Consider the following 17,065-nt stretch of genomic DNA (forward strand, 5'->3'; position numbering starts at 1 on the left):
CGCGAAGGAATCCGGGTGTACAAGAACCTCCTGCGTACCGCGCTCACGCCCCGAGGCTGAGGTCGAAGGCTTCGACGCGGTCGAGGCGGATCTTGTTGGCGAACAGGGAGAAGGCAAGCATGCCGGCGAGGCCGTTGGCTTTCTGCACCCAGGGCGGCAGGTACAGCGGCGGCGCGATGTAGCCGCTGTCGAACCAGGGTTCGAGCACGATCGCGTCGTGAAGGGTCATCTTGCCGGCGAACAGGTTGCGGCACAGTTTGAGTTTCTGGTTCTTCAGCGCCCAGCGGAAAAAGGTGTGCACCGACAGCAGCCCGTGCAGGTAGACGGTGTCCTTGGTGAAGGCAGCGCCGCCTTCGACCGGCACGCCGCGGAAGATGCGCGCGGCGGACGCGAAGCTGTCGTTTTCGTTCTGGCCGGCGTCGAGGAAGAAGCGGAACACTTCGATGAAATCGGCGCCGGACTGCGCTTTCTCGATCGCGATGATGCGCAGCGAAATGCGCTTCATGCGCTGAATGTCGATGGCCCCGGTGATCAGCTCGGCGAAAGTGGCGAGCCCTTCCTGGGTCGCGGTGATGCGCGGCGAATTGCGCGCCATCGAGGCGAGGTGCGGCTGCGCGCGGCCGTTCAGCGCGGTCAGCGAGTGCACGAAGGCCTCGTGTTCGAGCAGTTGGTGGCGGTCGTACTCGGAGAACCCGGTGTCGGCGCGCAGGCGGATGCGGGTGGTGCCGGCCGCGGCCTTGGCGGTCAGCTTCGGGTCGACTTCTACGCGCACGTGGTGGTGTACGAAGAACGCGTCCAACCGCGCCTGCAACTCCTCGCGCATGGCCCCGGCCGAGATCACGTAGTCGGATTCCTGGGTAGCCAGTTCCCGGGACAGTTCGTCGGCGAGCGCGATGAAGTGATGGGCGGCGTCGATGTTGTGGTAGTCGGAGCCGGGCAGGAAGTCGCCAGGCTTGCCGAACAGCGCCGCCGAATGCACGCTGACATCGCGGGTGCCGATCGACTCCAGCAGCCGCGTCGCGATCTCCCACGACTCGGCGGTGCGACGCACGTAACCGCCGATCGGGTGGTTGTCGGTGAACAGCGCCTCGTGCTGGATCGCGTCGAGCTCCTCGCGCACCTCGCTGTAATCGTGTGGCTCGTATTCGATCTTCGGCAGATCCAACCGGCCGTTGCGCCAGCGCTCCAGGAAGCGGTGCTGCACCGAAGCCGGCCAGCTGATCGCGTCGAGCAGGCGGATGCCGCGCACTGCCTCGACCAGGCGCCGATCCAGCGCCGCGAAGTAGGCGAGGTCGGCGCGGTCTTGCATGTCAGCGCTTTCCGTACTTGTCGATCAGGCGCGCGCCGAGCGCTTTGTTGCCGACGCGATCTGCGGCGCGTTTTTCGTGCTCGGCAGCGCGCAGGCGTGCGGCGTCGCGCTCGCCGACCAGCTTCAGGTAATTGAGGTAGCGCTCCACCGCGACGCGACCATCCTCGATCGCCGCGCGCACCGCGCAGCCCGGCTCGGCGCCGTGGGCGCAGTCGCGGAAGCGGCACTGCCCGGTCAGTTCCTCGATGTCGGCAAAGCTGGTCTCCTCGACCGCTTCCTCGCCGGTGAGCTTGATCTCGCGCATGCCCGGCGTATCGATGATGCAGGCGCCACCCGGCAACTCGATCAGGGCGCGGAAAGTGGTGGTGTGGCGGCCGCGCGAGTCGTTCTCGCGCACGCTGTTGGTGCGCATCCGCTCGACGCCGAGCAGGGTGTTGGTCAACGTCGACTTGCCGGCGCCGCTCGATCCGACCAGCACCACGGTCGCACCCGGTGGCAGCCAGCGATCCAGCTGCGCCACCTCGCTGCGGTCCTTGGCATTGATCGCATACACCGCGCCATGGGGGCCGGCGAGCTGCTCGATCTGCGCTCGCTTCGCTTCGAAGTCCGCACAGCGGTCGGCCTTGGTCAGCACCAGCACCGGCGCCGCACCGGACTCGCCGACGATCGCCAGATAGCGCTCGAGACGGCGCGGGTTGAAGTCGCCATCGAGCCCGCAGACGATGAGCACGGCATCGATGTTGGCGGCGATGATCTGCTCGCGTCCGGTTTCGCCGGCAGCGATGCGCCGCAGCTGGCTGTGGCGCGGCAGCAGCGCCTCGATCTGCCACTCGTCGTTGATCGCCGGGCGCATCCACACCCAGTCGCCGACCGAAGGTCGCAGCGCGTCTTCGCGGTCCTTGCGCCGAGCCGAAGACTTCGTGCGCGCCCACAACACCGCAGCGCCGTCATGCACCTCGAAGGCATTGCGATGCTGGACGATTACGCGCGCCAGCTTCGCCGTCGCGAACGGCGGCGGCGGCACGGGTTCCCGCCAGCCGATGCGGCGCAGGGTCGACAGGAACTCGGGATCGGTCATGGCCGCATTGTAGGCAGGGCCGCGCATGCATGCACTGCAGCTCGTTGCAGGCTGGAAAGCCGCGCGCACCGTGCGGGTGCCCGCGGCCTCGGGAAAACTACGGGGCGCTTCTGGTGTTGGTGTTATCCGCGACCAGGTTTGCGGCGGCGCTGTTGACGATCACCACCTCATCGCCGTCGCTGAGCGAGGACTGGCCCAGCGTCACCACTTCGGTGCCCTCGACCACGCCGCCGAGCAACTGGACCCAACCGTCCTGTTCGCTGCCGAGCGTGACTGGCTGGCGCTGTGCCTTGCCGGCGGCGACGGTGAACACTTCCGCCTTGCGCCCGTCGATCACGATGGCGGACTTCGGCACCAGCAAGGCGTCGGCGATGCGCTCGCGTTCGATGGCGATGCGCACGAATTGGCCCGGACGCAGCGCGGTGTCGGCTTCCTCCACGTCGATGCGCACGTTCGCGGTGCCACTGGCACCGTCGACGATGGCGCCGATGCGCTCGACCTTGCCGGCGAACGCCTGGCCACGGAAGGCATCGGCGTGCACCGTCACCGGCTGGCCGGCGTCGAGTCCGGCAAGTTCTTTCTCGGGCACCGGCACGTCGGCGACCAGGTCACTGAAATCGGCGATCTCGAACGCCAGGGCGTTGGCACCCAGCCACTGGCCGGTCTTGATGTGGCGCCGTGTGATCACGCCGGCGTAGGGCGCGCGGATCTCGGCCTTGCTCAGGCTCAGCGCTGCCAGATCGACCGAGGCGCGCTGCGCGTCGCGCTCAAAGCGGGCGCGGTCGACCGCATCGGCGGCAATCATGTGCTGGTCGAGCAGAAGGTTGGCACGCTCGGCTTCGTGGTCGAGGCGCTTGGCGACGCTGGCAGTTTGGGCCAGCGCCAGTTGCGCACGGGCGCCGTCGATCCGCGCCAGCACCTGGCCGGCGGCGACGCGATCGCCTTCTTCGACGTAGATCTTCAGTACCTCGCCGCCGGTCTCGCTGACCAGGTTTGCGGCGCGCTCGGCGGCCAACGCTGCCGTACCGGAGAACACGCGCACCAGCTCGCCGCGACGCGCCTGGGTGGTCTCGACCGCGATCGCGCGATCAGCGCTTTCGTCGGCTGCGACCGGCTTGGCATCGGAGCTGCCGCAGCCACTCAGGCCGGCGCTGATCGCGGCCAATACAGCCACGGAAATCAATAGCTTGCGCATGTCAGTGATACTCGGTTTCGGTGTCGGCAGCGGCGTTGGCGTCGGCGGATCGGGCCTCGTTCTCGGTGTCGTGCCAGACCTTGTCCATGACGTCCATCAGGGCTTCAAACAGGACCTTCTCAAACGTGCTCATGGCGTTCTCCTTTGGTGTTGTAGGCAACCATAACACCAGCTCATTTCCCCGCCATGGGCGGGAAGTCATGCCCGGGTTTTCGTTGCCTGCGATTCAGATGCGTGGGAGCGGCCCGTGGTTTCCGGACAAAGGTCATGCATGACGAGCGTTGGGGCGGGGCGGGGCGCGGGCGAAATGCGGGCGCACGCGCGATGGTGCGCGAGCTCGGACGTGCTTGGTTACGATCGGCCACCCACACACCCAGAGCCCGCCATGCAGCACCAGATCGAGACCGCAACGCGCCTTGCCGAAGTCCGCTATGAAATCCGTGGCGAGCTGGCGCGACGTGCGCTGGAGCTGGAACAGCAAGGTCGGCGCATCATTAAGCTCAACATCGGTAACCCCGGCTTGTTCGGCTTCGAGACGCCGGCGCATCTGCGCGCAGCGATCCGCGACAACCTGCCGAAGTCCGACGCCTACTGCCACCAGCAGGGACTGGCCGCGGCACGCGAGGCGATCGCCATGCGCGAGATCGCGCGTGGTGCGCCGAGTGCATCGCCGGATGGCGTGTTCGTCGGCAATGGCGTGTCCGAACTGATCGACCTGGCGCTGCGCGGCCTGCTCAATCCCGGCGATGAAGTGCTGGTGCCTTCGCCCGACTATCCGCTTTGGACCGCGGCGGTGATCTTGAACGGCGGCCGCGCCGTGCACTATCCCTGCCATCCCGCGAATGGCTTCGTGCCCGACATCGCCGAGATCGAGGCGCGCATCACGCCGCGCACGCGTGCGATCGTGGTGATCAATCCGAACAACCCGACCGGCGCGGTGTATCCGCGCGCGCTGCTCGCGCAGATCGCCGAACTCGCCGCGCGCCAGCGTCTGGTGGTGATGGCGGATGAAATCTACGACGAGGTCCTCTACGACGACGCCGAGTTCGTGCCGATGTCGACGCTGGCGACCGAAACCGTGTGCCTGACTTTCTCCGGCCTGTCCAAGGTGCATCGTGCCTGCGGCTGGCGCGTCGGCTGGATGAGCCTGTCCGGTTTTCTCAAGCGCGCGCAGGACTATCGCCACGCACTCGACCTGCTCGCCGCGCTGCGCCTGTGCAGCAACGTCACCGCGCAGTGGACGATCCAGCCGGCGCTGTTCGGCCCGAATACGATCAGCGAGCTGACCGCGCCCGGCGGCCGCCTGCACGCCACGCGCCAGGCGGTCATCGACGCCTGCGCACGCAGCAGATTCCTGCACCTGGTCACGCCGATGGGCGCCCTGTACGCATTCCCCGGCATCGACACCACGCTGTTGCCCGGCTTCGACGACCACCGCTTCGCGCTCGACCTGCTCGAGCACGAGGACGTGCTCCTCGTCCCCGGCAGCAGCTTCAACGTCCCCTACCGCACCCACCTGCGGCTGACCTTGCTGCCGCAGGCCGACCTCGTCGACGAGGTCTTCGCCCGCGTCGACCACGCCCTCGAACGCGCCTCGCACCAGGCCCACCGGCACGCGGCGGTGGCGTGAGGGTGCGGAGCAGGTCTCCTGCGTTACACTGATCCCGTGCGAGCGGGAGTCGGACCATGGCCAACCTGACGTTGAGCATCGACGAAGAATTGCTTCAGCACGCCCGCGAAGTGGCCATGCGCGAGCGCACCACCGTCAATGACGTGGTCAGGGACTTTCTGGCGCGCTATGTCGACGCCCGAACGCGGCGCCTGCAGGCCGTGGACGCACTTGACGCGCTGGCTGAACGCAACCTCTCGCGCAGCGACGGCACGCCCTGGTCACGCGAGTCGCTGCACGAGAGATAGCGCGTGCGCGTCTTCGTCGACACCAACCTGTGGGTATACCGACTGGACCGTCGCGACCCGGAGAAAGCAACTCGCGTCGGTGAGTGGCTCCGCGACCTCGCACGGGATCACGAGATCGTCGTCAGCACGCAGGTGTTGATCGAGGTGCGCTCCGTCTTGAGCCAAAAACTCAAACCGCCGATGGCGCACGCTGATATCCGCTTCGCGCTCGAGGCACTATCTGCATTCGAGGTGGTTGGCGCCGATTGCGGCCTGATCTTCGACGCACATGAACTCGCAACCGCCGAGCAGTTGTCGTGGTTCGACGCCCTGATCATCGAGGCAGCCATTCGCAGCAAGTGCAGCGTGCTGTACAGCGAGGACCTCGGCAATGGGCGCTGCTTCGGGCCGCTGACCGTTCGCAATCCCGTGGCGGGCGAAACGCAGCCACGTTGAGGCAAGTGCCGGGCGCCAGCCGAATGCTTTCGGGACGCTCGCCTTCCAGCCTGCCGAACCAGCCATCCGCTACCGGGGCGGTTCGCGCGCCCGCGCCGCGCCGCCGCCCGCTAAACTGCCGCGATGAATGCGACTGTTGATCCGTTGTCCCCGTTGCGCGCGCGTCTTGGCGCGGTGCTGGAAACCGTGCTGAATCTGGCGACACGCCTGGACCCGTTGCTGGCCGACGAGTTGCGCAAACTCGATGGCCGCTCACTGGCGCTGACCTGGTCGGCACCGCAGTGGTCGCTGCGGCTGTGGGTGGAGGGCGGAGCGCTGCGGGTCGGTCCGAATCGTGGCGAGTCCGACCTCTCGGTTGCGGCCACTGTCGCCGGGCTGCTCGGAATGCTGCGGCCGCAGGCCAAGGCGCGGTTGCCGGCGGGACGGGTGAACATCGCCGGCGATGCCGAGCTGCTGCGCCAGCTCGAGCAGCTCGCGAAGCGTTTCGCACCGGACTGGGACGCCGCCTTCGCGCGTCATCTCGGGCCTGCGCTTGGGCCGCAGATCGGCCGCGCCATCGCCGACGGGCTGCGTGCCGCGCGCAGCGGCGCGCTGACGCTCGCCGAGAGCGCTTCGACCCATCTCCGTGAGGAGCGCCGCGATGTCGCCAACGGCGAAGAGCTGCAGGAGTTCAGCGACGCCGTCGGCCAACTGCGCGACGACGTCGATCGCTTCGAGGCCCGCCTCGCGCGCATCGCCAAGGCGCGCGCATGAGTCGCGCCGCGTTCCGGCTGATCGGCATCGGCACCACGCTGGCGCGCTATCGCCTGGACGAGATGCTCGATCTGCTGCCCGGCCTGCGCGCGCTGCGCTGGGCGCGCGGCCTGCTGCCGAAACCGCGCGGCGACATCGGTTCGCTGGCGCGTGGCGCACGCTTGCGTCTGGCGTTGCAGGAGCTTGGCCCGCTGTTCGTGAAGTTCGGCCAGATCCTCTCGACCCGCCGCGATCTGTTGCCGGCCGATGTCGCCGACGAGCTGGCCCTGCTCCAGGATCGCGTCGCGCCGTTCCCGGGCAGCGAAGCGCAACGCGCGATCGAAGCCGAACTCGGGCAGCCGATCGGGCAGTTGTTCCGCACCTTCGAGCTGGAACCGCTGGCCTCGGCGTCGATCGCGCAAGTGCATGCGGCCGAACTGCCGGATGGCAGCGCGGTGGTGATCAAGGTGCTGCGTCCCGGTGTCGAGCAGCGCATCGAGTCCGACCTGCGACTCTTGAAAGCGCTCGCCGCGCTGTTCGAGCGCCATGCGGCGGCGCGCGCCGACCGCCTGCAACCGAGCGAGATCGTGGCCGAGATCGAGCGCACGCTGCGCGCTGAAGTCGATCTGCAGCGCGAAGGTGCGAACGCCAGCCTGCTGCGGCGCAATTTCGAGAACTCGCCGGACCTGCAGGTGCCGCGCGTGTACTGGGACTGGTCGAAGAACCGGGTGCTGACGCTGGAGCGCGTCTACGGCATTGCCTCGGATGACCTGGCGGCGATCGACGCCGCTGGCATCGATCGCATCAAGCTCGCCGAGAAGGGCGTGCGCCTGTTCTACACGCAGGTGTTCCGCGACAACTTCTTCCACGCCGACGCCCACCCCGGCAACATCTGGGTGGATGCCACGCGCAAGGACGACCCGCGCTTCATTGCACTCGACTTCGGCATCATGGGCACGCTGCCGGACGACGACCTGCGCCACCTCGCCGAGAACTTCCGCGCCATGTTCGAACGCGACTACCGCCGCGTCGCCGAACTGCACCTCGAAGCCGGCTGGATGCCGGCGCACGTGCGCGTCGACGAACTCGAGGCGGCGGTGCGCTCGGTGTGCGAGCCCTACTTCACGCGCCCGTTGGCCGAGATCTCGATCGGCGAAGTCGTGGTCAAGCTGTTCAAGCTCGCGCACCGCTACGAGCTGACCATCCAGCCGCAACTGTTGCTGCTGCAGAAGACGCTGCTGAACATCGAAGGCGTGGGGCGCTTGCTGCATCCGAAGCTGGATATCTGGGCGGTGGCGCAACCGGTGTTGAGCGAACTGATGGCCAAGCGCTATGGCCTGAACGAGTTGCGCGGACGCTTCCGCGACCGCCTGCCGGAATTGCTCGAACAGGCGCCGGAACTGCCGCGCCTGCTGCACGCCTGGTTGCGCCAGGCTGCGGCCGGAGAAACCCGCTCGCGCATCCGCTCCGAAGATCTGGCGCGCCTCGCCGATGTTTCCGAGCGCGGGCAGCGGCGCGTGGTCTGGGCGGTGATCGGCGCCGCGCTGCTGATCGCGGCGACGCTGCTGTATGCGCTCGAGTCCGGCGGCCCGCGCTGGTTCGGCATTCCGGCCGGGCAGTGGATCGCGCTGGTTGGCGGCGTGATGGCCTTCGTCGCGGCGCTGCGGCAGCGTTGAGCCGGCGATGGCGATCCCGATGACTCCCGCGGCCCTCGATGCTGCGCTGGCCGAGGCCACGCAACTGCGCGCGAGCTGGCAGCTCGATGCCGCCGAGGATGCTTATCGCGCGCTGCTGCCGATCGAGCCGCTGCGTCCGCGTCTGCTCACCGAGATCGCGATCACGCTCGCGCACCAGGGCCTCGGGGCCGAGGCGCTGGCAGCAGTCGAAGAAGCCGAACGCCTGGCCCCGGACGACGCCACCGTCGCGCAGAATCGACTGATCCTGGAGAAACTGCGCGAACCCGAAGACCCGGAGCAGTTTCTCGCGCTGCATCGCCGCTACGGCGAACGCTTCGTCGCCACCCGCGGTGAGCTGTGCCGGCGAATGCCGCCGCGCCAGCCAGGGCCACTGCGCATCGCCTACCTCGGTGTCGACGCGCACACCGCGCTCGCCCGCTTCGTGCCGATGCTGGCGACGCACCACGACCGCACCCGCTTCCATGCTGCGTTCTTCTACGGTGCCAGCGACGAGGCCACGATCGGCGAAGCGCGCCGCCGCTTGCCGCAGGTCGCGCATGTGTCGGTGCGCGACCTTGATCCGCACCGCCTAGCGGTTTCGCTCGCGCACGGCGGCGTCGACATCGCCGTCGATCTGATCGGTCACGGCCACGGCTGCGTGCTCGAAGCACTCGCCTGGCGACCGGCGCCGCTGCAGGTCACCTGGCTCGATTACGTCGCCACCACCGGCGTCGCCGCCATCACTGCGCGCCTCTGCGACCGCTGGACCGATCCGCCCGACGCGACGGCGTGGTGCAGCGAGCAGGCGCTGCGCCTTGACCTGCCGCAGTGGTGTGCGCAGGCACCGCAACCGGCTCCGGCACGGCGCAGCGGCGGCGCACCGGGGCCATTGCTCGGCATCGTCAATGCCACCAACAAGGCATCGCCGCGCTTGTACCGGGTTGCCGCGCGCGTGCTGTCCGAGGTCGCCGAGGCGCGCCTGCGCGTGATCGGCGTCGCCGGCGAGCGCGCCCGCAATGCCGCGCGCGCACACTTCGACGAGGCACTGCAACCGCGCATCGACTGGGTCGATCGGGTATCCGAAGCCGACTACCACGCGCTCGTCGCCGGCATCGATGTCGCGCTCGATCCGCTGGTGTTCAGCGGCGCGACCACCACCCTCGACTGCCTGCACGGCGGCCTGCCCGTGCTCACCTGCCCCGGACAGTTGCCGCACACGCGCTCGAGTTACGCGATCCTGGCGCACCTCGGTCTCGACGAACTGATCGCTGCCGACGACGAGGATCTGGTCGCACGCGCCGCCGCATTGCTGCGTGATCAACCGCGCCGCCGCGCACTATCGGCACGTCTGCCGGCACTGGTCGCGAACTCCTCGCTGACCGATCCGGCGCGCTTCATGCCGGCACTCGAAACGGCGCTGCTCGACGCCTACCAGCGCGCCACCGTGGCGTGAGCGAGACCGCGCCGCTGTCGCTGTTGCACGTCGACGAGGAGCTGCTGGTCGTGGCCAAGCCGGCGCGATTGCTGGCACATGCCAGCCGCATCGCCGCCGACGTCGATGACGATCTGCTCGACCAGTTGCGTCGCCAATTCGGCGACACGGTGAACCTGGTGCATCGCCTCGACCGCGCCACCAGTGGTCTGGTGCTGGCCGCACGCACGCGCGAGAGCGCCAGTGATCTCGGCAAGCAGTTCATGGCGCGCACCATCGAGAAGCGCTACCTCGCGGTCTGCCGCGGCTGGCCGGACGAGAGTGGTGAGATCGACTATCCGCTTGGCGACGTGCGCCCGAACTCGCCGCGCAAGCCGGCGCTGACGCGCTATCGCCGGCTCGCCACCGTCGAGGTGCCGATCGCGCTCGGCAGGTATCCACAGCAACGCTATGCACTCATGGCGGTCGATCCCGAGAGCGGCCGCCACCGCCAGATCCGCAAGCACTTCCACCACATCTCGCATCATCTGATCGGCGACACCAGCCATGGTCGCACTGAGCACAACCGTCTGTTTCAGCGCGAATGGCAGGTCAGCCGCCTGCTGCTGCATGCGCAGCAGCTTGCGTTCACGCATCCGGCGAGCGGCGAACGCCTCGTCTTCAGCGCTCCGCTCGACGACGAGTTCCAGCGCGTGCTCGATGCCTTCGGCTGGAGCGACTACCATCGCCATACCCCGGCTTGCGGAGTTCCGCGATGGTTCGCTCAGTGATTGTCGGATGGGCACTGGTTGCGTGCAGTGCCGCATGGGCCAAGGTTGACGACGTCAGCGCGACCGGTTTCAAGGTCAGCCACGAGGTCGCGCTCAAGGTGCGTCCGGCTCGGGTGTGGCGGTCGCTGGAGCGCATCGAGCAGTGGTGGGACCCGGAGCACACCTGGTCCGGTGATGCCGGCAACCTGCGCCTGAAGCCCGAAGCCGGTGGCTGCTTCTGCGAGCGCTGGGGCGGGCAGAGCGTGGAGCACGCACGCGTGATCTGGGCGCACCCAGGGGCGCGACTGCGGATGCTCGGTGCACTCGGGCCGCTGCAGGAATGGGGTGCGAGTGGCGTCGCCGAATTCGTGATCGAGCCGCGCGCGGGCGGCAGCACGCTGCGCTTCAGCTACACCGTCAGCGGCGATGCCCGCTTCCAGTTCGACCAGGTCGCGCCGGTCGTGGACCGGGTGCTCGGTACCCAGGTCGAGCGTCTGGTGCGCCACGCCGAGACCGGGTCGCCGGTACCGGGTCGCTGAGGCGGTAGCGACCGGGTTCGATTTCGCCAAGCGCGAACTCGCCGCTGGCGATGCGGATCAGACGCAGCGTTGGCAAACCGACGGCGGCGGTCATGCGTCGCACCTGGCGGTTGCGCCCTTCGCTGATTGAAAGCTCCAGCCAGGCATCGGGAATGGCCTTGCGCACGCGGATTGGCGGATCGCGCGGCCACAACGATGCCGGGGCTTCGATGCGACGCGCCTCGGCCGGACGTGTCGGACCATCGTTCAACATCACGCCGCGGCGCAGCGCCTCGAGCTGCTCGTCGCGCGGATCGCCCTCGACCTGCACCCAGTAGGTCTTGCGATGCGCATGCTTCGGATCGGTGAGCCGATGCGCCAGCGCGCCGTCGTCGGTGAGCACGAGCAGGCCTTCGGAATCGCGGTCGAGGCGCCCGGCGGCATAGACGCCGGGCACGTCGATGAAATCGGCCAGGGTCCGACGGCCCTGCCCGTCGCTGAACTGGCAGAGCACGTCATAGGGCTTGTTGAACAGGACGATCAATCGCCGGTCGCAGGTGCCGCAGGTTCCGCCGGCGCCTCGCCGTCGGCGCCCTCGCTCGGCTTGCGGAAGCGCAGGGTCATGCGGTCGGACTCGCCGATCGCGGCGTACTTCTCGCGATCGACTTCCTTGAGCGCGAAGCTCGGCGGCAGCGTCCACACGCCTTCCGGGTGATCCTTGGTGTCCTTAGGATTGGCATTGGCCTCGCTCTTCTCCTCGAGCACGAAGCCGGCCGCGGTGGCCAACCCGATCACATAGTCCTCGGTCAGATAGCCGCTTTCCTTGGTCGCCTCGAGCGTGGTGCCCGGGTTCGCGCGGTGTTCGACCACGCCAAGCACGCCGCCTGGCTTGAGCACCGCGAAGAACGCCTTGAAGTAGTCGCCGTCGTTTCCGGCCATGGTCCAGTTGTGCACGTTGCGGAAGGTGACCACGGCGTCGGCCGAGTTCGTTTCACCAAAGCTCGGCGCCTTGGTGTCGAAAGCGTGCAACTGAACCCGGTCGAAGACCGCAGCGTTGGCTGCGAACTTGTCGGCCAGCGCCTGGTTGGACTTCTTGTAGTACTCGGACGCATCCGCCGCCGAGGTGTCCCAGATCGCCGCGACCAGCTTGCCGGCATCACGCAGGTAGGGCGCGAGGATCTCGGTGTACCAGCCGCCGCCGGGGGTGATCTCGATCACCGTCATGCTCGGGTGGAGGCCGAAGAACGCCAGCGTCTCGCGCGGATGACGATACGGATCGCGCGCCTTGTTCTCGTCCGAACGATGGCTGCCGGCGAGGATGGCGTCGAACGGATCGGCCACCGGTTCCGCAACCGTGGGCGCGGGCGCGGGCGCCACCACCGGCTCGGTGCTGGTCACCGGTTCGGGTGCCCCGCCACAGGCGGCAAGAGCGAGCAACAGGGCCGAGGACAACAGGGCGGTGCGCATGGGCGTTCTCTCCGTGGGAAAGCGCGCAGGGTATCAGCGTCCCGCCACCACTCCGAAGGGCATCCCCGGAGCGCGCCGGCTTTGACGGCACAGCGACCACGGGTCGGCACGGCAGGGACTATTGATCCGGCCAAGTGAAGTTTGAAGTTTTCAAGCGGCATATTTTACGCGCGGATCCTGGAAATAGCTGCGCACGCGCTCGGGTGATTTTTCGAGTCTCTCCATGTGCTCGGTCGCGGCGGCTTTCAGCCGTGCCTTGGTGCGTGCCGGGACTTTCGAGCCGATGTGGTGCTTGAGATCGGCGTTGAGTCGTTCTTCGGGATTCAGTTCCGGGCTGTAGCTCGGCAGGTAGAACAGTTCGATCTGCTCTGCGCGTTCGGCGACCCACGCTTTGACCAGCTTGCTGTGATGCACGCGCAAGTTGTCGAGAATCAGAAACACCTTGCGCGTCGTGTCCTTGATCAGCGCGCCGAGAAACTCGATCAATCGATCTGCGTCGAATGCATCGTCGATGATCATCCAGCGCGTCTTGCCCTGGTTGGTCACGGTCGCAATCATCGACAGCTTCTGGCGCGTACCGCCGACGGCGTAAGCCACCGGCGTCTTGCCTGCCGGCGCGTAACTGCGACCACGCACATCGGTGTTGACCAATGCGGTTTCGTCGCCCCAATGAATCTCTGCGCCTTCGGCTTTCGCGCGTCGCTCGACCTCCGGATACTGCTCGTCGAGCCACGCCTGCACCGCTTCCGGGCGCTGTTCGTAGGCCTTCTTGATCGGATTCTGCGGCTTGAAGCCCCAGCGCAGAAGGTAATTGCCGACCCCGCGCACCGACAGCGTGATGCCGAGTTCGCGCTCGATCAACTGCATCACCGCTGATCGCGTCCACAGCGCCCAATCCATCTTCAACTATATTCGTGCCGCGTCAATAGATACGATTTTCAGATGTCGGAAGAACAGATATCGTTGCCGCTCTTGCCTCTCTCATCGGAACATCTTGTGAGTAATCTGGCCGTTCGATTCGGGGCGATCGCATGTGTTGTCGCCCTGATCTCAGCATTCTCAACTCCCTCCGAAGCGAAGCCGAAGAAGCCACCACGCGGCACGGTCGTCAGCGTGACGGACGAGAAGCCCGACCTGGTCGTTCGAATCGAATCGCGGATTCGGGCAAAGGAGTTCGTGGGCGAGTTCGCTGACTCCATGCTGGAGCAGGTGATGTTCCTCGCCTGGCCGGGCGATATTGCTATCGAGTACCGAGTTAATGCGTCGGGCCGCGAGTGGTATCTGTTTCTTCTGGAGATGAAACGATACGGAAAGCACACCACCACATCCCCGCGCACCAAGTACAACGAGCCGTGCCGTACGACGTACCGTCAATACTTCGCGATTGATTCGACCCGCAAGCAGATCGAGCCTTACACCTACCAAGTCACCGAACAAATCTGCGGCGAAACGGTGACAAAGCGCGATGGAAAGTGGTTTGAGCCGCTCCGCATCTTGTTGCCAGGACGCTTCCAAATGGGAAATCGGTCGGACCTGCCTGCATTGCCGAAGCCGGCGCCTGTTGCGTCAGTTGCACCTCCGCCGGCAATTCCTCAGCCGACGGAAGCAGAATTGGCCCCGTTGAAGCGACGCATTGGCACCAAGCTGTGCAGAGACCGCGAGTCCATGACGTTCATCGGCTACACGGAAGCGGTGAGCCCTGATCTCGATCGCATTCAGATTCGCGTAGTGGCGCAGACCTTCGGCCCGCCCAAGCATTACCCGGTTCGGGACTATCGCCCCGAAATCATCTGGGACGCCCCCATCAACTGGCGCCTCTGCGACTGAGCGGCGCAGGTTTGACCGAACCTTGACATCGCCCTGACAGCCTTGACCCATCTCAGGCTCGGACACACACTCCGGCGTCGCCTGCACGACCGTCGAGTTCTGGACGATGTGCTCCGGTCTTTAGTTTCATTCTGCCGCCAGACCAGTCTTCGGACTCAGTGGCTTCGCCAGCAACAACCAGAGTCTCCAGACATGCTGAAGTACCTGCATCTCAAGAACGTTGGACTGGCTCCCGATCTGCGAGTCGAGTGGGCGTCGCGGCTCAACCTGATTACCGGCGACAATGGACTGGGCAAGAGCTTTCTGCTCGATCTGGCATGGTGGGCACTGACGCGCACTTGGGCCGGCGCAGCGGCCTTGCCACCATTGTCGGCCAAGAATCCGCAGATCGAGTATGTCGTTCAGGGCAGGGCTGGAGAGGCCAAGCCAGTCGTTTCAAAGTTCCGTCGGAGCGACGAGACCTGGCCGGTCGATGCCAAGCGCCCGCCCATGCCAGGCATTGTGGTCTACATCCGCATCGACGGCGGCTTCTCGGTCTGGGATCCGGCGCGCAACTACTGGCGCAACGACCCTGGCCGCCCTGCTGCATATCACTTCGCGACCAGCGATGTCTGGGAAGGGCTCGACGTAGGTGGGCAGCGCGTTTGCGAAGGCCTCGAACGCGACTGGATCAACTGGCAGGAAGGCCGCAAGCCTCAGTTCAAGGCGTTGGAGGAGGTACTGCGCGAATTGTCGCCCATCGCAGAGACGTTGCGCGCCGGCCCGCCGCAACGTCTGTTCATCGGCGAAGGTCGCGATCGCCCCACCCTGCTGATTGGCGGCCAGACGGTGCCGGTAGCGTTGGCCTCGGCCGGTGTTCGCCGCATACTCGCTCTGGCCTATTTTCTTGTTTGGGCGTGGCACGAGCACCGCGTGGCGGCGGAACTGCTGGGCAAGAAGCCTGAGTCACGCGTCGTGATCCTTTTCGACGAACCGGAGACCCACCTGCATCCGCGCTGGCAACGCACGATCGTGCCCAGTGTCCTGGCTGCGGTTGACGCGCTATGGGGCCGATCCGAAGCCCCGCCGCAGATGCTCCTTGCATCGCATGCACCGCTGGTTGCGGCGTCTCTGGAGCCGTTGTTCGACAGCCTCCAAGATGACGTGGTGCGACTGGAGATTCAGGGCGGTGTGGTGACGATCGAACAGGGCGCCTGGGCGCCGCAAGGAGACGCCGCGAACTGGCTGGTGTCCGAGACTTTCGGGTTGGAGCAGGCGCGCTCGCTGGATGCCGAGCGGGCCATCGAAGCTGCCGAAGCCTTCATGCGAGGGGACCAGGGCGCGCTACCGAAGGGACTCGATTCCAAAGCCGCCATCCACAAGGCGCTTGCGCGCCTGCTGCCCGCGCACGACCACTTTTGGCCGCGCTGGATCGTTTCGACACAGCAATTACCCGGCAAGCTGGGGACAGGTCGATGATCCGCGCGCCAAGGATTCCGGAGCCGACAAACTTCGATGTCAGAGTTCGCCGACCAGGCAAGAAATGGCTGGTGGCGAACCCGACGGCGAAGCGACCCCGAGCGCTTTGGGCACCCTACACGCCGACGCTTCAAGCCGGGTACGGCGGGCTTTGCGGATACGCTGCGATGGTGGACTTCACCGGTGGCACGATCGATCACTTCCTTGGCATCAAGAATCATCGGAAGTTGGCGTACGAGTGGAGCAACTATCGCTTCGCCTCGGCCACGATGAACTCAAGAAAGCGCGCTCAGGACGACCGCGTGCTGGACCCCGAGGAAGTGCGTGCTGGCTGGTTCGAGATTTTGCTGCCATCGCTGCAGATGCGGATGACCGAGAGGGTGCCGGCGCGCCTGCGCTCGAAGGCCGCCCACACGCTGGATCGATTGGGACTGGCCGATGGAGAGCGGGTCATTCGTTGGCGGCGAGGCTGGTACGAGATGTACCAACTCGATCGTTTGTCGATCGATGGGCTTCGCGAGGTGGCGCCTCTGATCGCCGACGCGGTCGAGCGGAGCCGTTGATCAACCCGGTCACCGGTTGATCGGGCCACGGGGTCGGGCCGAGAGATCGGGCCACGAGTGGCCCTCCTACAGGGGATCGCGATCAGCGCAGCAGCGGCTTGAGCGCAGCGAGCACATGGTCGCGCAACGCCGACTGGGCTTCGGCGATGGGGCGCAGGTTGTCATCCATGAAGTTGCCGCGGTCGTCGGAAATCGGGTCGAGCAGGAAGGGCAACAGCGCGGTGCGGTGTTCACGCGCGAGCTCGACATACATCAGGCGGAACTGGGTGGTGTAGTCGGGGCCGTAGTTGGGCGGCAGTTCCATGCCGATCAGCATGACCTTCGCCTTGCGCGCCTGCGCGGCCAGGATGATGCGCGTCAAGTTCTGCCGCGCGAGATCGAGCGGCAGGCCGCGCAGGCCGTCGTTGGCGCCGAGTTCGATGATCACAATCTCGGGTTGCTGTTCGGCCAGCACCGCCTCGATGCGCGCCGCGCCGCCGGCGGTGGTCTCGCCGCTGATGCTGGCATTGGCGACGCGCCAGCCGGACTTCTGCAGCTTGGCGTCGAGCAAGTGCACCCAGCCCTGCTGCGGCGCCAGGTTGTAGGCGGCCGAGAGCGAGTCGCCGAACACCAGCACGCGCCGCGGCTCGGCGGCCGTGGCCCAGCCCGCGTACAGCAGCGCGACCATGACGAAAGCTTGAATTGTATTCTGCAAGACTGACCGCATGCT

Annotated in this window: 16 protein-coding genes and 1 pseudogene; 10 read left to right on the plus strand and 7 right to left on the minus strand. The window is 66.6% G+C overall.

Annotated features, from left to right (window positions below):
* Window positions 1-43: 43 nt before the first annotated feature.
* The 3 genes from IPG63_03620 to IPG63_03630 form a co-directional block, all read right to left on the minus strand.
* On the minus strand, window positions 44-1,309 hold the full coding sequence (locus IPG63_03620; protein ID MBK6726340.1) for a DUF1704 domain-containing protein: 1,266 nt from the start codon (window positions 1,307-1,309) through the stop codon (window positions 44-46).
* Window position 1,310: 1 nt separating this feature from the next.
* Window positions 1,311-2,387: a ribosome small subunit-dependent GTPase A gene (gene rsgA, locus IPG63_03625; protein ID MBK6726341.1), complete on the minus strand. Its 1,077-nt coding sequence runs from the start codon at window positions 2,385-2,387 to the stop codon at window positions 1,311-1,313.
* A gap of 97 nt (window positions 2,388-2,484) precedes the next feature.
* Window positions 2,485-3,582 carry an efflux RND transporter periplasmic adaptor subunit gene (locus tag IPG63_03630; GenBank protein MBK6726342.1) on the minus strand — a complete coding sequence of 366 codons (1,098 nt, stop codon included), beginning with the start codon at window positions 3,580-3,582 and terminating at the stop codon, window positions 2,485-2,487.
* Window positions 3,583-3,967: 385 nt separating this feature from the next.
* On the opposite strand from IPG63_03630, the gene IPG63_03635 reads away from it, so the two are divergent.
* The 7 genes from IPG63_03635 (at window position 3,968) to IPG63_03665 (ending at window position 10,544) form a co-directional block, all read left to right on the plus strand.
* The gene (locus tag IPG63_03635; protein MBK6726343.1) at window positions 3,968-5,212 is read left to right on the plus strand and encodes an aminotransferase class I/II-fold pyridoxal phosphate-dependent enzyme; all 1,245 of its coding nucleotides are present in this window, start codon (window positions 3,968-3,970) and stop codon (window positions 5,210-5,212) included.
* A 56-nt stretch (window positions 5,213-5,268) separates the two neighbouring features.
* A complete protein-coding gene (locus tag IPG63_03640) occupies window positions 5,269-5,499 on the plus strand; it encodes a hypothetical protein (protein ID MBK6726344.1) in 231 nt (76 codons plus the stop codon).
* A 3-nt stretch (window positions 5,500-5,502) separates the two neighbouring features.
* Complete coding sequence (locus tag IPG63_03645; GenBank protein ID MBK6726345.1) at window positions 5,503-5,934, plus strand: PIN domain-containing protein; 432 nt, start codon at window positions 5,503-5,505, stop codon at window positions 5,932-5,934.
* Between the two features lie 144 nt (window positions 5,935-6,078).
* The gene (locus tag IPG63_03650; GenBank protein MBK6726346.1) at window positions 6,079-6,687 is read left to right on the plus strand and encodes an SCP2 sterol-binding domain-containing protein; all 609 of its coding nucleotides are present in this window, start codon (window positions 6,079-6,081) and stop codon (window positions 6,685-6,687) included.
* Complete coding sequence (gene ubiB / locus IPG63_03655) at window positions 6,684-8,342, plus strand: ubiquinone biosynthesis regulatory protein kinase UbiB (GenBank protein ID MBK6726347.1); 1,659 nt, start codon at window positions 6,684-6,686, stop codon at window positions 8,340-8,342. The genes IPG63_03650 and ubiB overlap by 4 nt, the downstream gene beginning before the upstream one ends.
* A 19-nt stretch (window positions 8,343-8,361) precedes the next feature.
* A complete protein-coding gene (locus tag IPG63_03660) occupies window positions 8,362-9,795 on the plus strand; it encodes a hypothetical protein (GenBank protein MBK6726348.1) in 1,434 nt (477 codons plus the stop codon).
* Entirely contained in the window at window positions 9,681-10,544 is an 864-nt protein-coding gene (locus tag IPG63_03665; protein MBK6726349.1) for a pseudouridylate synthase, read from the plus strand. Before IPG63_03660 ends, IPG63_03665 begins: the two co-directional genes overlap by 115 nt.
* Window positions 10,545-10,940: 396 nt before the next feature.
* On the opposite strand, the gene IPG63_03670 is transcribed toward IPG63_03665, so the two are convergent.
* The 3 genes and pseudogenes from IPG63_03670 to IPG63_03680 all read right to left on the minus strand — a co-directional run bounded on the left by IPG63_03670 (window position 10,941) and on the right by IPG63_03680 (window position 13,414).
* Window positions 10,941-11,585 carry a pseudouridine synthase gene (locus tag IPG63_03670; GenBank protein MBK6726350.1) on the minus strand — a complete coding sequence of 215 codons (645 nt, stop codon included), beginning with the start codon at window positions 11,583-11,585 and terminating at the stop codon, window positions 10,941-10,943.
* Window positions 11,582-12,508, minus strand: coding sequence for a class I SAM-dependent methyltransferase (locus tag IPG63_03675; GenBank protein MBK6726351.1), 927 nt, complete (start codon window positions 12,506-12,508; stop codon window positions 11,582-11,584). Before IPG63_03675 ends, IPG63_03670 begins: the two co-directional genes overlap by 4 nt.
* A 150-nt stretch (window positions 12,509-12,658) precedes the next feature.
* Window positions 12,659-13,414: pseudogene (locus tag IPG63_03680) on the minus strand (IS630 family transposase).
* A 36-nt stretch (window positions 13,415-13,450) separates the two neighbouring features.
* On the opposite strand from IPG63_03680, the gene IPG63_03685 reads away from it, so the two are divergent.
* The 3 genes from IPG63_03685 (at window position 13,451) to IPG63_03695 (ending at window position 16,356) form a co-directional block, all read left to right on the plus strand.
* Window positions 13,451-14,335 carry a hypothetical protein gene (locus tag IPG63_03685; protein MBK6726352.1) on the plus strand — a complete coding sequence of 295 codons (885 nt, stop codon included), beginning with the start codon at window positions 13,451-13,453 and terminating at the stop codon, window positions 14,333-14,335.
* Between the two features lie 192 nt (window positions 14,336-14,527).
* A complete protein-coding gene (locus IPG63_03690) occupies window positions 14,528-15,793 on the plus strand; it encodes an AAA family ATPase (protein ID MBK6726353.1) in 1,266 nt (421 codons plus the stop codon).
* Window positions 15,790-16,356 carry a hypothetical protein gene (locus IPG63_03695; GenBank protein MBK6726354.1) on the plus strand — a complete coding sequence of 189 codons (567 nt, stop codon included), beginning with the start codon at window positions 15,790-15,792 and terminating at the stop codon, window positions 16,354-16,356. The genes IPG63_03690 and IPG63_03695 overlap by 4 nt, the downstream gene beginning before the upstream one ends.
* 82 nt (window positions 16,357-16,438) lie before the next feature.
* Here IPG63_03695 and IPG63_03700 read toward each other — a convergent pair whose 3' ends face one another.
* On the minus strand, window positions 16,439-17,023 hold the full coding sequence (locus IPG63_03700) for an arylesterase (protein ID MBK6726355.1): 585 nt from the start codon (window positions 17,021-17,023) through the stop codon (window positions 16,439-16,441).
* Window positions 17,024-17,065 lie beyond the last annotated feature (42 nt).

Source organism: Lysobacterales bacterium (genome assembly GCA_016703225.1).
Lineage (GTDB): Bacteria > Pseudomonadota > Gammaproteobacteria > Xanthomonadales > Ahniellaceae > JADKHK01.